Origin of the sequence: Hymenobacter bucti (assembly GCF_042681145.1) — a bacterium.
GTDB lineage: Bacteria > Bacteroidota > Bacteroidia > Cytophagales > Hymenobacteraceae > Hymenobacter > Hymenobacter bucti.
On the sequence record NZ_JBHUFD010000006.1, the window covers coordinates 403,956 to 419,217 of the forward strand.

Here is a 15,262-nt window from a genome sequence, read left to right on the forward strand (position 1 = left end):
GGGGCGCAGTAAATCTTTACGTTATTAGTTACTGCGCCCCGCGAGATGCTTCGCTGCGCTCCGCATGACCTTTTACAGCACATGTCTTTCTTCAAATCTGATACCTGGTTCGACGTTTTCAAGCACCTCATCGTCATTGCGGCGCTGGGGGCGGGGCTGGTGCTGGGCTTTTTCTACGTGTACCTGCCCCTGACCACGCACCATGGCGAAACCATTGTGGTGCCCAAAATCACGGGCATGAACCTGGCCGACCTCGAAAACTACCTCGACCAGCGCAACCTGGCCTACTACGTGGATGACAGCAGTTACTCGGCCAGCGCGCCGCCCCTGATGGTACTCACCCAGGAGCCCGCGGCCGGCGAGAAGGTGAAGGAAGACCGCAAAATCTACATTTCGGTGGCCATGCGCCACCCGCCGGTCATCAAGATGCCCAAGCTCACCGATGGCTCGGTGAAGAATGCGCAAATGATTTTGAAAAGCTACGACCTGATTTTTGGCCAGAAGCAGCTGGTGCCCGACCTGGCCCAGGACATGGTGCTGAAGCAGCTGGTGAATGGCAAGGAAATAGCGCCCGGCGCGCCCGTGGCCAAAGGCACCAAGGTGGACTTGGTAGTAGGCGATGGCCAGGGCAACCAGGAATTTGCCGCGCCTACCCTAGTCAACATGCCGGAGGATGAGGCCCGCACCCTACTTGCCGGCCAGGGCCTGCAGATGGGCGAGCTATTTAAGCAAGCCGCCGAGGATGGCCAGGCGCCCGGCACCGTAGTGCGCCAGCGCCCGGTACCGGGCGCCACCATCCGCATGGGCCAGCTCGTTGACCTCTGGATAGCCGAGTAATTGGCAGTTAGCGATGAGCAATTATTAGCCTCACCAACAGTTTTGAGCAGATAATAGCGTATCAATTGTTTACGCTAAATTGAAACTGTCCTGAGACGCCTGTCCTTGCTTCGCTACGCTCGCAAAGACAGGCGTTTTTCATTACTTCAAACAGTTTTTTAGTACGGGAACTATCCGCCGGCTGATAATTGCTCATTGCTAACTGATAATTGAATCCTATGCGTCTACTGCTCCGCTTGCTGGCCCTCCCGTTGCTGCTGCCGTTTGGGGCAGTGGCGCAGCTCGTTACGGGTCCCCTGCCCGCCGACCCGGCCCGCGCGGCTACGGCGGCCCCTGCTGCGGCAGACGCAGCAGCCCAGCGCACCACGGCCTTGATGCTGCCTTTTTTTGATGATTTTACCACGCCGCTGGAGGGCTCGCCCAACGCTACCCGCTGGCTGGGCGCCACGACTACTTACCCCAACCTAGGGGCCACTATCCGCTACCTGGGCGGCGGCACTTACGTCAGCAACCGCTTGGCCGTGAACCCCCTCACGCGGGGCACGCTTACGCTCGATGGCTTGCGCAGCAGCGGCCTGCCCTACTCGCCCAACCAAGCCACGGCCTACGGCCAGACTGATACGCTGACCTCGCAAGTCATTGATTTATCGACCCTAGGTGCCGCCAGCAACGTGTACCTGAGCTTTGCCTGGCAAGCGGGCAGCCTGGTGGGCACGCCCAATGCCAGCACCAGCAGCGCGCCGGTGAGCCTGACGCTGGAGCTGCTCGACAACACGGGGCGCTGGCAGGCGGCGTGGTCGTACAGCAGCCGGGGCGCCACCACCCGCTTCCGGCAGCAGATTCTGGCCCTCAACCAAGCGGCTTACCTGCATGGCGGCTTTCAGTTTCGCTTCCGGGCCAGCGGCAGCCGCACCCTCAACACCGACCTGTTTGGCCTGGACTACATCTACCTGAACAGCAACCGGGCGGCTAACGACACCACGTTTCAGGACATTGCCACCAGCCGGGGCTTAGGTAGCCCGTTGCGCCCCTACACCTCGATGCCGGTGTGGCAGTACGCGGCGGCCGCCACCTCCGGCACCTCGCCCCTCAACCCGGCCCTCACGGCAACTATCAACAGCCTCACCGCCCCCCTCACCACGCCTACCCCGGTGAGCTGGCTGGGCACGGTGCGCGAGCTCACCAGCGGCGGCGCGGCCCCGGCCACCTGGCTTACCGGCAACCGGCCCATTGCGGCGGCCGCCCGCCAGGAGGTGGTGCAGGGCGACGCCACCACGGCGACGCTGGCCGTATCGGGCAACGCTACCCGGCGCTTTCGCTACCAGCTAGCGCTGCGCACCAACGAAACCAACCCGCTGACGCTACCCAACGACACGCTGCGCCGCGACCTAGAGCTGAGTAATTACTACGCCTACGACGACGGCACGGCCGAGTCGGGCATCGGCTTGCCCGCCAGCAATACCAACCCCACCAGCTACCTAGCGCTGGCCTTCACCACCAGCCAGGCCGACTACGTGAAGTCGATTCAGGTAGCGCCGGTGTTTAATAACATTCCGCTGGCCGCCGGGGGCGAAAACAACGAGAACCGGCCCATAATCATTGCCGTGTGGGCCGACAACAACGGCAAGCCCGCCGCCACGCCGCTGGCCACGGCCACCGCCACGCTCCCCAACCCGCTGCCCACTGGGCAAAGGTTTGTGGAGGTGCCCTTTGCGGCGCCGGTGGCCGTGTCGGGCCGCTTCTACGTGGGCTACGGGCAGGCGTCCAACGGCCGGTTTTTGCTCTACGGCTTCGACCTGAACAGCCAGCTGCCCACTAATAGCCTGTTTCTCAACACCCAGGGCACCACCACGGGTGACCCGTGGGTTGCCCAAACGCTCACGCCCGCCGGCGTGCCCATGCTGCGGCCCGTGATGAACCAGACGGCGGTGCTGGCCACCCGCGGGCAACAGGCTCTTTCGGCCGCGTTCGCGCTTTACCCCAACCCCGCCCCCACCGGCACCACGGTGGCCGTGGATGGGCCCAGGTTTAGCCGCGCTACGCTGCTCGATGTGCTGGGCCGCCCGGTGTGGCAGCAGCCCGCCGCCGAGGCCGGCCAAGCCACGCTGCGCCTCCCGGCGGGCCTGCGGGCTGGCGTGTATCTGGTGCAACTGGCTTTGCCCGATGGCAGCACGGCCACCCGCCGCCTTTCTTTACAATAGTTGTTTAGTCTCTTGCTAGGATGCTGGTTATCAAGTCCCAAAACAAGGCTGACATCGACGAAGCGCAGCGGCAGTATTGGTGGGCCAAAACCCCGCAGGAACGCTTGGCGGCCGCCGCTCGGCTCATTGCGCACGCCCGGCAGCTTTACGCGGCCAACCCGGCCAATCCTATCCTGACTTATGGAGAGCGAGTATTTAAATCTGCTGCGCCTGTTCCGCGAAGAGGGCGTTGAGTACGTGGTAGTTGGCGGCTACGCGGTTATCGCGCATGGCTTTCCGCGCACCACCGGCGACATCGATTTGCTGGTGCGGCCCACGGTGGCTAACGCCACCCGCGTGGTGCGTGCGTTGGTGCGCTACGGCTTCACCCAGGGCGAGTTTGAGGAAACGGACTTCACAACCATCCCCAATTTTCTGTCCTTCAGCCGGCAGGAAGTGTGGATAGATTTGATGACGCAGATTGCCGGGGTGACGTTTGCAGAATGTGCCACCGACGCCCTGGTAGTAGAAGTGGCCGGAGTGCCGGTCACGTATTGCAACCTAGGCGCCTTGCGCAAAGCCAAAGCCGCCACCCAGCGCCCGCAGGACATGCAGGATTTAGCCAACCTTCCTCCCGATTACCCTTCTTAATTTTTACTCATGCCCGACATCACCACCACCGAGCTCAAGCAGCGCCAGCAAGCCGGCGAAACGCCCCACATCATCGACGTGCGCGAAACCTGGGAGGTCGAAGAAAGCCGCATCCCCGGCAGCCAGAACATCCCGCTCGGCACCCTGCCCCAGCAGCTCGACGACCTGGAAGAGCTGAAGGACCGAGAAGTTATCGTGCATTGCAAAAGCGGCGCCCGCTCGGCTTCAGCCAAAGCGTATCTAACCCAGCAAGGCTTTACCAACGTGCGCAACCTAGAGGGCGGCATGCTGGCCTACCAAGCTCAGTAACGCGAACTTTCCAGTTCGCGGGCGAGCGCAGCGAGCATCCTACGCCTAGGTACGCTAGTAGTGGCCGGGCTGACGGGGATGCTCGCTGCGCTCGCCCGCGAACTGGAAAGTTCGCGTTACTTCACGCTCAGCCGCCCATCGGGCGCGTAGGTTAGCTGGCCGAGTTCGACCAGCGTGCGTAGCGCGGCCGTAACAACGGCGGCTTCGGCGCTGGAATAACGCGCCACTACCTCGCGCGGCAGCAGCGGCGCGGGGCGCACCAATTCCAGCAATCCGGCTTGCAGCCCGGCGGCGTCTAGGGGCGCTTGCCGGGCTTTTTTGCGGGCCAGGCACACGTCGCACACGCCGCAGGCCGGCGTGTCAGGCTCGGCAAAGTAGTCGAGCAGCAGTTGCTGGCGGCAGCGCGTAGTACTGGCGGCGTACTCGATTACGGCCGTGGTTTGCTGCTCGGTGAGTTGGCGGGCGGCCTTGAGGCGACGCTCATCGAGCGGCAGCTGGGGCGCATCGTAGCGGGGCGTGGTGAACATGGCTTGCGGCAGCTCGCGCTTAGGCTGGTAGTGCAGCACACCGGCCGTGTGCAGGTAGCGCAGCTGGCGCACCACGTCGGTGGTGCTTTGGCGCAGGTGGCGACTGAGGGCGCCTTCCGAAACGGCCTGAAACCCCACGAACAGCTCGCCGCCGTACATGCGCAGCAGGGCTTTTATCAGTAGGTCGTGCTGGGCGTTGGCGACCTGAAACTGGTATAAATCCTGCTGATTGCTAATGAGCTGCACGCGGGCCGGCTGGTTCACGGCCTCCGTCACCTGCACGAAGCCCTGCTGCTCCAGCATCTTGAGGGCGTGGTGGGCATCCACCGCTTTGAGCCGATACGTCTCGGCAAACAGCCCTAGGTCGAAGTCGAAGGCTACCAGTTCGCCGCCCCCCACGGCCGTGCGCGAGTAGTTGGCGAGCGCCTGGTACACGCGGCGTACCACGTCGGGCGGCGGGTGGGCCAGCGTGGCTTGGCGGCGCAGGCTGTCGGCATCGGCCGGGCCGCTGAGCAGCACCGCGAAGGCGTAGAGCCCATCGCGGCCGGCCCGGCCGGCCTCCTGGTAGTAGGCTTCGAGGGTGGCGGGCGCGTCAAGGTGGGCCACCACGCGCACGTCGGGCTTGTCGATGCCCATGCCGAAGGCATTGGTGGCCACGATGATGCGCGTTTTATCGGTCAGCCAGGCTTGTTGCACGCGGGTGCGCTGCTCGGCGGGCAGGCCGGCGTGGTAGGCGGCGGCGGGCAGCTTTTGCTGCACCAGCCAGGTAGCCGTGTCCTCGGCCTGGCGGCGGGTGCGGGCATACACAATGCCGGTTTTGCCGGGCCCGATGCCGCGCAGTACTTCCAGTAGGCGGCGCAGCTTGTCCTCGGTGTGCAACACCGAATACGAGAGCTTGGGCCGGGCAAAGCTTTGGGTGAAGATGCCGTAGCCGGACCGAAAATTCAGCTTCTCCACAATGTCCTGCCGCACCTGCCCGGTGGCCGTGGCCGTGAGCGCGATGCACGGCACGGTGGCCGGCAGCAGCGCCCGCAGCTCGGCGATGCGCAGGTAGGGCGGCCGAAAATCGTAGCCCCACTGCGAGAGGCAGTGCGCCTCGTCAATGGCCAGCAATCCCACGTTCATGCGAGCCAGCCGCGCCCGAAACAAGTCCGTCAGCAGCCGCTCGGGCGACACGTACAGGAATTTTATTTCCTTGCTGTACACGCAGTTATCGAGCGTCTGGTCGATTTCCTGGTGGCTCATGCCCGCGTACACGGCCTCGGCCTTGATGCCGCGCTTACGCAGGTTTTCGACCTGGTCGCGCATGAGCGCGATGAGCGGCGACACCACGATGCAGATGCCCGGCCGCGCCAGCGCCGGCAACTGAAAGCAGATGCTTTTGCCGCCGCCGGTGGGCAGCAGGGCCAGGGCATCGTGGCCGGCCAGCACCGCCTCGATAATTTCCTCCTGGCCCGGCCGAAACTGCTGGTGCCCCCAGTGCTGGCGCAGCAGCGCGAGCGGGGTGGTTTCGGGGGGGGCGGTGAGCATGGGGCAAAGGTAAACCTGACGCGTTGACCCCACCCCCGGCCCCTCCCCTTCGGGAGAGGAGAGCCAACCGCAAGTAAATATTGTCCAGTCGTTAGGCTCCCCTCTCCCGAAGGGGAGGGGCCGGGGGCGGGGTCTTCGTTATTACAGCTGCGCCCGCTCCCGCATTTCCTCAAACGTGCTCTCCTGCACCATCTTACCCCACTCGTATACCGTTACTAGCTCATCCTGCGCTTCGGCAAAGCCCGCATCGCCCGAAGTGAGCGTGCGGTAGCCGTCGGTGGTTTTTACCAGTTTCAGGCGGCCTTTTTTCGACTGTTTGGTTGACTTTTGGGGGTTGCCTTCGGCGTCCAGTTCGGTGGGCGATTTCACCACATCGCGGCCCTGGCCGCCGACCTCGGTGTAGCTGGCTTTAAAGGCGAAGTTGAACGTGTCGCGGTCGATACCAGCTTGCAGCAGGCGGCCACCCATACCTAGGAGCAGGTTTTCGGCCGCGATGCCGCGGGCGGCCAGCACCTCGTACATGTGCTTGATGGAGTCGTAGTTAACCCCGTCGCCCTGAATGACGCGCACTTGCGGCGGCAGCACTTTGTAACCCTTGCTACTGAGCTCATAGCCAAAGCATTCGAAGAGAATATCGAAGATAGCTTCGAGCGTTTTGATGATGTCGCCGCTGTCGGGGCGGATAACGAGCGTGCCCGGCCGGGCCAGCACTTCTTCCTTGAGCTCGGTGCCGATGTAGCGCACCGCCCGCAGGATGTTAAACGAGTCGCAGACGCAGGCCACCGGCCCCGTGGGGTAGGTGTGCAGCACCCGCTTTATCACGTCAAACTCTCCATCTTCACCGCCTTGCGTCATGATGCTGTGCTCGGTGGCCGGGATGGATTTGGCGTACACTTCCTGGGTGTTGTAGTAGCGCCGTATCATCTCGGCGGCCGTGGTATTGTCGGAGCCCAGCCAGCTGATGAGGTGGGCCATGCCGCCAATCTGGGCCGACTCTACGCTCGACACGCCCCGGAAGCCGAAGTCGTTGAGCTGAAAATCAAGATTCGTAGCGTCCGACGTCAGGTCGAAATAGTGCCGCACTACCTTTTTCACCTCCCGCGACAGCGTGGCTACCGTGGTGGGGTACCACACTTGCAAGAGTAAGGTTTCCAGGAAATTAGGCAGCCAGAAATACCGGTCATCCACGTTCTCAATAGTCATTAGCACGTTGCGGGTACCCACCACCGTGCCCTCGGGCACCGCCCGGATGCGCACCGGCGCCACGGCATCGTACTCATCGAGCCACTGCTGAAAGCGGGCTTTGTCAAACACGTCGTCGCGGCCAAAAACGCCCGCTAGGTGGTCGGCGGCGTAGTCCAGCTCCTCCTGCGTGAATAGTGGCCCGCTCAGGTACTTCTTCAGCAAGTACTGGTAACCAGCTACTACCGTGGCCTCGAAAGTTTTGTCACGGTGTCCGCGCGACTCCAGATAGGAGTAGATGCGCGTGGTGCCCGGCTCGTAAAACTTGGCGTGCGAGTACTTGTAGGCATCAGACAGCAGCAGAATATTGGGCCGCTGCGTCTGGGCCTGCTGCAAGTGAGCCAGTTGCGCTTGCAGCTGAGCAATGAGGGCCGACTGGTCGGGGGCGATGAGCGTTTCCATGACAAAAAGCTAATTGGTACTCAATGATAAAGCAAAATCTGCGGTAGCGCTACCGGGCCGCTACCGCGGCGGCCCTAGGTGGCCAGCGGCACCTCTTAAGCCGGGACGCCACCTAGGGCGCAGGCGGCGCTGTTTTCCCAGGCCTGAATGAGCCCGGTGCGGATGCCCACCGAACTGCGCTGCTCCTGCCCGATGCGGCGGCGGATGTCGGTGGCGCAGTGGTGCGGGCTGGTGAGGTCGGGCAACGCCGCCGTGGCAAACTGCCCGCCGTGGCGGTGGTAGGTGTCCAGAAAGCTGCCCCGGCCGCCGTAGAGCCGCACCGTGGCCGGCCCCGGACCTAGGGAGCTGGCTACCAGCGCATCGAGGTGGCGCACCCAGCTGGCATCGCTGGGTTCGTCGGCCAGCGGCAGCACTTGGAATGCGGGGTATTCCTCGGCAAACATGGCCCGCCGGTGCTGGACCGACAGCGGATTGCGCTGGTTAGGTTGCGGAGCCTCCCCTAGCACCACCAGCACCGCGTCGTTTTCGTGGGCCACGTGGGCCAGCAAGGCCCGGTAGCCGGGGTGCAAGGCTAGGCGCGGCACCTGAAACCGGCCAACTACTACTCCAATGCGCGTTGACATAAGCAAGGTTGCAGCCGTTTTGCTAAGCTGCTTGAATGACTTAACGTATATTTTACACAAAGGTGATTATAATTTTTAAATGCACAAGCATTATTTTTCAATCCACTGATTTACAGTTCAAAATAAAATCCTGACTGCACCATCTCGGCGTAGCGCTCCTTATTGAAGCGGAACAGGCTACCGGCGCGGTGCGCCACGTTTTGCTGCTTGTCGCCGGTTTCTTCCACGATGCTGAAGGAAAGTATCTTCTTGCGAAAATTGCGGCGGTCGAGCTCGCGGCCCAGTAGCGTTTCGTAGAGGCGCTGCAAGTCGGAAAACAGAAACTTGTCGGGCAGCAGCTCGAAGCCCACGGGCTGATAGGTGACCTTAGCCCGCAGCCGCTGGTGCGCCACCCCAATGATATCGGCGTGGTCGAAGGCCAGCTCGGGCAGGTTATCGAAGCGAAACCACTTGGCTTCGGCGCTGTCGGTGGTGGCCGAGAGCGTGAATTTTTCGGGCTTCACCAGCCCGTAGTACGCCACGCTGATGACGCGCCGCCGAGGGTCGCGGGCCACCGCCCCGAAGGTGTAGAGCTGCTCGAGGTACACGTCGGCCACGCCGGCTTCTTCTTGCAGCTCGCGGGCCACGGCAGTATCTAGGTCCTCTTCATCGAGCACGAAGCCGCCCGGCAGCGCCCAGGCAATGGGCGCGTACTTGCGCCGAATGAGCAGCAGCTGTAGCTGCTGCTCGGCATAACCAAACAAAACAATATCGACGGCGACTCTCAGCATGGGCTGGCAAAAGTAGCGCGTGCGCCCAGCCTACCCCCCACCCGCGCCCGCTTGGCGCAGCGCCAACAAAAAAGCCGACCCTAGGGGCCGGCTTTCAGTAGTAATGCGCGGGGCTGTACACCTAGGCGGCTGTGTTTACAAAACCCAGCCCTAGGTACCGCCAGGACTATTTACATAGTGCCCGTCGAGTCATGCTTCATGCCCTTGTGCTTCATGCCTTTGTGCTTCATGTTCATATCGCCGGCTTGCATGTCGCCGTTCATGCGCTTGGCCATCTTGCCTTTGTAGGGCTTGGTGGTGGCTTTCATGCTGTTGCCGTCGTTGTCCTTGCCTTTCACCTTCATTTTGCCGTCGTCAGACACCTTGGTCTTGGTGGTCATGCCATCAACGGTCGTCTTGGTTTTGTCGCCGTCGTCTTTTACCGTCTGGGCAAAGGCGGGCGCCGAGGTAGCGGCGAAAAGAGCGGCGGCAGCGAAGAAAAATTTAGTAGTCATGATTGAAAAAGCTAGTAAGGTGGAGAGTAACCTACCCCCGCATATACGGCCTGGGCTCGGAAAGGGCTGCGTTGCGATGCACATTTTTAGCTCGCGCAGCTTTCCGCGCAAAGGATACTACCTACCCTAACCCACTACTGACCAACTCGCACCCGCCCCTGCGGTGCTGCTTGCGACGCCCCGGCACCGGCACCTGCTGACCGGCACCTTGCTGGGCTGTTTTGGCGGCTTTTGCAGGAGGTTGCGAGCAAGAGCGCCGTGGTTATTCAGCGACTACTTGGGTGCAAAAACTACAGGAAATCTTCATCTATCCGGAGAGTACAGGTGAGTGCCCGCAAACGGTTGCGCTAGGTTAGCGGCCAGTTAGCGAAAGCCTTACTGGCCGCCCCCCTTCGAATTCCCACCTTTTCCTGACCTATGAAAAAGATGTACCACTTGGCGCACCTGCTTTGGCTGGTGCCTGGGCTGAGTGCGCCCGCCGCCCTGGCCCAAACGCAGGCCCCCGCGCCGCGCACCACCATCACCGGCAAGGTGATGTCGGCCGATGGCAAGGAAGAGCTACCCGGCGTAACTGTCTTATTAAAAGGCACTACCAACGGTACCGGCACCGGCCCCGATGGCTCCTACACCCTGCAAGTGCCGGCGGGCGGCGGGGGCGTACTCATCTTTTCCTACGTGGGCTACGCCACGCAGGAAGTCCAGATTGCCGGCCAGTCGGTTATCAATGTGCGCCTGCAAGGCGAGGCCAAGGGCCTCGACGAGGTGGTGGTAGTAGGCTACGGCTCGCAGAAAAAGAGCGACGTGACCGGCGCCCTCTCCTCGGTGTCGGCCAAGGAAATCCAGCAGGTGCAAACTCAAAACCTGACGCAGGCCCTACAAGGCCGGGCGGCGGGTGTGGACGTGGCTGGCGGCAACTTCCGGCCCGGCGAGGTGCCGTCCATTCGCATCCGGGGCAACCGCTCCATCCGGGCTTCCAACGAGCCGCTGTACGTGGTCGATGGCATTCCGCTGGCCCAAGGTACTGGCCTAAATGATTTTAACCCCCAGGATATCCAGTCGGTCGAAATCCTGAAGGATGCTTCGGCCACCGCCATTTATGGCTCACGCGGCGCCAATGGGGTCGTGATTGTGACCACCAAGCGCGGCCAGGAGGGCAAGTTTTCGATTAACTACAACACCTATTTCAGCGCCGACCGCGCCTCGCGCACGCTCGATTTGTTTAGCGGCGGCGGGTTTTTGGAGGTGCAGCGCGAGGCCAACCGCTCCAACGGCACCTACGCCCCGCTCTACGCCGACCCGGCGCGCGACTTTGCGCTTTTTGGCTCCAAGGACCTGAACGCCTGGGAGGGCATCGCCGATGGCTACGATTGGGTAGACCGCCCCAACCGCGTGGTAGCCACCCGCCCCACCACCGCCGAGGAGCGCACTCTATACGGCGCCAGCGTGACGGAAATCCCGGTTTACGACGCCAGCAAGGTGCGCACCACCGACTGGCAGGACCTAGCCCTGCGCACGGCCCTCACCCAAAACCACCAGCTCAGCGCCAGCGGCGGCACCGACAAGCTGCGGGCCTCGGTGGCCGTGGGCTACCTCAAGCAAAACGGCATTCAGCTCGGGCAGGATTTTGCGCGCTACAACGCCCGCGCCACCCTCGACCTGAAAGTCAACTCGGCCATCACCCTAGGGGCCTCCACCAACGCCAGCCTGTCCATCCAGAACTACGGGCCCGACATCTACGGCCGCGCTACCGGGCAGCTGCCCTACGCCGTGCCCTACGCGCCCGATGGCAGCTTTCTTACCAACCCCGGCGGCGACCCGCTGATTTTCAACCCCCTGCGCGAGCAGAACAACGCCTTTAACGAGCGGCGCGTGACGCGCTTTTTCGGCAGCTTCTACGCCGATGTCAAACTGCCGCTCAAGGGCCTGCGCTACCGCCTAAACGTGGGGCCCGACTTCCGCAACAACCGCACGGGTATTTTCCAGTCGGCGCGGGCCATTGCCCGCGATGCGGGCGGCCCCAACTCAGTGTCCTACGGGCAATACGACCAGGGCCAGAACTTCACCTACGTAGTTGAAAATCTGCTGTTTTACGACCGGCAGTTTGGCGAAAAGCACTCGCTGGGCATCACCGCTCTGCAAAGCGTGCAGGCCGACCGCGGCGAGGGCTCGTCGGTGAACGCCCTCGACCTGCCCTACGATAGCCAGAAGTGGTACAACCTGAGCTCGACCTACAAGGCGGCGGCCAACGGCTTCGGCAGCTACTACTCGGCGCGCTCGCTGATGTCGTGGATGGGCCGCATCAACTACGGCTACCTCGACCGCTACTTGCTGACCCTGACCGGCCGCGCCGATGGTGCCTCGGTGCTGGCGCCGAGCAACAAGTGGAGCTTCTTCCCGTCGGTGGCGGTGGCTTGGAAAGTGCAGCAGGAGAACTTCTTACGCAACGTAGAAGCGGTGAGCGAACTGAAGCTGCGCGCGGGCTACGGCACCGTGGGCCAGGCCTCCATCGACCCCTACACCACGGGCGGCACCTTGCAGCAGTCGGCCTACGCCTTCAACGAAACGCCCGCTTACGGCTACTCGCCCACGCCCGGCACCCTGCCCGGCACCCTAGGCGGCCTGCCCAACCCCAACCTGAAGTGGGAACGCACCTCGACGCTGAACCTAGGGATTGACTTTGGCTTCTTCAAAAACCGCGTCACCGGCTCGGTGGAGGTCTACCGCGCCAACACCACCGACCTGCTGCTGCCCCGCGCCCTGCCGGCGGTGAGCGGCGTGGTCAGCATCTTGCAAAACGTGGGCGCGACGCGCAACAGCGGCGTCGAAGTGGGCCTGACGACGGTGAACGTGGAGGGCAAAAACTTCCGCTGGAGCACCGACTACGTGTTTACCCGCAACAAAGAAGAGTTCGTGAGCCTGGCCTCGGGCTCGGTCGATGACGTGGGCAACCGCTGGTTTATCGGCCAGCCGCTGGGCGTGTACTACAACTACCAGAACGCTGGCATCTGGCAAACCTCGGAGGCCGACGCGGCCAAGGTGTACGGCGCCAAGCCTGGCGAAATCAAAATCGTTGACCAAGACAACAACCAGCTCATCAACGCCAACGACTTCGTGGTGCTGGGCTCGAACCGCCCCAAGTGGAGCGGCAGCGTGAATAACACGTTTACTTACAAGGCGTTCGAGCTGAGCTTTTTGGTGTATGCCCGCGTGGGGCAGCTGCTGGCCACCGGCTACGCGCCGGGCCTAGGGGGCCGCTACCCCGGCCTGGCCGTGGACTACTGGACGCCCACCAACCCCAACAACGAGTACCCGCGCCCGGCCATCGGCCAGGACGCCGCTAAGAACAACGGCGGCTACCCCTTCCAGAGCGGCAGCTTTGTGCGGGTGCGCAATATCTCGCTAACCTACACCGTGCCGCCGGCCATCAGCACCAAGATTCGGGCTAGCAACTTGGCCATCTACGTCAACGCGGTTAACCCCTTCCTGTTCACCAAGTTCCGGGGCCTCGACCCCGAGGCCAGCGACATTGGCTCTACCTCGGGCGAGCTAGCTCAGGCCCGCAACCTAGGTACCAAAAGCCTCATCGTGGGCCTGCGCCTCGGCTTCTGATTTCCCACCCCCTTCGCCGCTATTTCTCATGACTACTATTCGTACACTGCGCGCCGTGGGCGCGATTGCGCTGCTCGGGCTGGGCCTGGGCTCGTGCAAAGATTACCTGAAAGAAGAACTGGTTTCGACGCTCACCAACGACTATTTCAGCACCGAGCAGGGGCTGGAAGACCTAGTGAAGTCGGGCTACGAGCAAACCCGCTACAAGTTTGCCAACGAGCATTCCTACGCCATGTTCAACTTTGGCGTTGATGAAATGACCTACGCCGACCAGATAAACTTCTACTGGTGGGACATTTACGACAGCCGCCTCAACTCGTCTGATGGCTTTGTGGACGGCGTGTGGACGGCCGACTACGACGGCATCAACCGCTGCAACATCGGCATTGCGCGCATCCCCGGCATTCAGGGCACCACCACACTGCGCACCCAGGCCCAAAAGGACCAGCGCCTGGCCGAGCTACGCTTTTTGCGGGCCTACTACTACTTCCAGCTGGTGCAGCAGTACGGGGCCATTCCGCTGGTGACCACCCCCACCGAGGGCGTGCAGCTGGAGTACTCCCGCGCCCCCGTGCCCGACGTGTACCGCCTCATTATCTCGGACTTGCGCTACGCGGCCACTACGCTCTCGCCCACCACCACTGACTTTGGGCGGGCCACCCAGGGCGCGGCCCAGCACTACCTAGCCAAGGCGTACCTCACCCGCGGCAGTGCCGTGACTGACGTGCGCGGCCAGAAGCCAACCGACATCGACAGCGCCGCCTACTACGCCGACCAGGTGATTGCGGGTGGGCGCTACGCGCTGGAAACCGACTACGCCCGGCTGTTCGACTTTTCGAGCTACACCAACAGCGTGGCGGCCCAAACGAGCAAGGAAATCATTTTCTCGTCGCAGTTTTTGAACGTGCCGGCGCTGGCCGGGCGCTTCGGCAACCGCGTGCACTCGTACTTCACCTTGCAGTATGACAACGAGCCCGGCATGGCCCGCGACCTGCTCAACGACCGGCCTTTTCGCCGCGTGATGCCCACCAACTACGCCCTGGACATCTTCGACCGCCGCAACGACTCGCGGTTTTATAAGATGATGCGCACGGCCTGGATTGCCAACAACAGCGGCAACCTGCCGAAGTGGACCGCCGCCGACGCCCCCACGCCCGCCCAAGTAAACCAGAACAAGTTTGCGGTGGGCGACACGGCCTTTTTCGTGGTCGTGAACACGCCGCAGAACCCCGTGCCGCAGGCCCAGATTACGCGGTCGCGCTACCGCGTGTATGCCCGCTACGTGCGCAATGCCGCCGGCACCGTGGTGCCCGGCTACGACCCGACCGGCGCGGTAGGGCTGCGCAACAAGTTTCCGCAGCTCATTAAGTACAACGACCCCTTCCGCACCAGCGCCGCCGACGAGGCCGGCACCAAGGACGGTATTCTGGCCCGCTTCGCGGAAACCTACCTGATTGCAGCGGAGGCCTACGGCCGCAAGGGCGACTACACCAAGGCCTTGCAGTACGTGAACCTGGTGCGCCAGCGGGCAGCCTACAAGGCCGGCGAGGTGCGGCCCAACGTCAACTACCGCTACGAGGGCGGCGTGCGCGGCGACGTAACCAGCACCTACCCCGCCCTCACGGCCACGCAGGCCAACTTCACCACCAACGACCCCAAGGAAATGTACCCACCCGCGGTGGGCTCCACGGCCGAGCGCTTCATCCACTTCATCCTCAATGAGCGCACCCGCGAGCTGCTCGGCGAGCTGCACCGCTGGGAAGACCTGGCCCGCACCGAAACGCTGGTGGCCCGCACCCGCTACCACAACCCCGACGCGGTGGCCATCCAGCCCTTCCACAAGCTGCGCCCCATCCCGCAGACGCACCTAGAGCGCATTTTCCGCAACGGCCAGCCGTTGAGCACCACCGAGCGCCAGGCCGAGCAAAACCCCGGATACTAGCGCGATTCTTCGGTAGCTACGATAGCGCGGGCTTTCAGCCGGCGGGTAACAACGACTTACTCACTCGCGGGCTAAAAGCCCGCGCTACTGCCTGGCCGTGCCCTAACCTAGGTACCGCCTTAGGTCGGCGCGGGGCCCCGCGCCGG

11 protein-coding genes are annotated in these 15,262 nt (G+C 62.9%); 6 read left to right on the forward strand and 5 right to left on the reverse strand.

Going from position 1 to position 15,262, the window contains the following annotated elements; genetic code table 11:
• The first annotated feature begins 81 nt into the window (after positions 1-81).
• The 4 genes from ACFSDX_RS18060 (at position 82) to ACFSDX_RS18075 (ending at position 3,977) form a co-directional block, all read left to right on the forward strand.
• Positions 82-837, forward strand: a complete 756-nt coding sequence (locus ACFSDX_RS18060; protein ID WP_382316080.1) for a PASTA domain-containing protein — start codon at positions 82-84, stop codon at positions 835-837.
• Between the two features lie 218 nt (positions 838-1,055).
• The gene (locus ACFSDX_RS18065; RefSeq protein ID WP_382316081.1) at positions 1,056-3,038 is read left to right on the forward strand and encodes a T9SS type A sorting domain-containing protein; all 1,983 of its coding nucleotides are present in this window, start codon (positions 1,056-1,058) and stop codon (positions 3,036-3,038) included.
• 180 nt (positions 3,039-3,218) lie between these two features.
• On the forward strand, positions 3,219-3,668 hold the full coding sequence (locus ACFSDX_RS18070) for a nucleotidyltransferase (protein WP_382316083.1): 450 nt from the start codon (positions 3,219-3,221) through the stop codon (positions 3,666-3,668).
• 9 nt (positions 3,669-3,677) lie between these two features.
• Positions 3,678-3,977, forward strand: coding sequence for a rhodanese-like domain-containing protein (locus ACFSDX_RS18075; RefSeq protein WP_382316085.1), 300 nt, complete (start codon positions 3,678-3,680; stop codon positions 3,975-3,977).
• 116 nt (positions 3,978-4,093) lie between these two features.
• Here the strand turns inward: ACFSDX_RS18075 and ACFSDX_RS18080 are convergent, their stop codons facing one another.
• The 5 genes from ACFSDX_RS18080 to ACFSDX_RS18100 form a co-directional block, all read right to left on the reverse strand.
• Positions 4,094-6,034 (reverse strand): RecQ family ATP-dependent DNA helicase, encoded by a 1,941-nt coding sequence (locus ACFSDX_RS18080; protein WP_382316087.1) that lies wholly within the window; start codon positions 6,032-6,034, stop codon positions 4,094-4,096.
• Between the two features lie 141 nt (positions 6,035-6,175).
• Entirely contained in the window at positions 6,176-7,678 is a 1,503-nt protein-coding gene (locus tag ACFSDX_RS18085; RefSeq protein ID WP_382316089.1) for a nicotinate phosphoribosyltransferase, read from the reverse strand.
• Positions 7,679-7,773: 95 nt separating this feature from the next.
• Positions 7,774-8,301: a hypothetical protein gene (locus ACFSDX_RS18090; RefSeq protein ID WP_382316091.1), complete on the reverse strand. Its 528-nt coding sequence runs from the start codon at positions 8,299-8,301 to the stop codon at positions 7,774-7,776.
• Between the two features lie 110 nt (positions 8,302-8,411).
• Complete coding sequence (locus ACFSDX_RS18095; RefSeq protein ID WP_382316093.1) at positions 8,412-9,071, reverse strand: NUDIX hydrolase; 660 nt, start codon at positions 9,069-9,071, stop codon at positions 8,412-8,414.
• A 170-nt stretch (positions 9,072-9,241) separates the two neighbouring features.
• Positions 9,242-9,565: a hypothetical protein gene (locus ACFSDX_RS18100; RefSeq protein WP_382316095.1), complete on the reverse strand. Its 324-nt coding sequence runs from the start codon at positions 9,563-9,565 to the stop codon at positions 9,242-9,244.
• Between the two features lie 417 nt (positions 9,566-9,982).
• Between ACFSDX_RS18100 and ACFSDX_RS18105 the strand changes: the two genes are divergently transcribed.
• The gene (locus tag ACFSDX_RS18105) at positions 9,983-13,174 is read left to right on the forward strand and encodes a SusC/RagA family TonB-linked outer membrane protein (RefSeq protein WP_382316096.1); all 3,192 of its coding nucleotides are present in this window, start codon (positions 9,983-9,985) and stop codon (positions 13,172-13,174) included.
• A 28-nt stretch (positions 13,175-13,202) separates the two neighbouring features.
• Entirely contained in the window at positions 13,203-15,116 is a 1,914-nt protein-coding gene (locus ACFSDX_RS18110) for a RagB/SusD family nutrient uptake outer membrane protein (protein WP_382316097.1), read from the forward strand.
• The last annotated feature ends 146 nt before the right edge of the window (positions 15,117-15,262 follow it).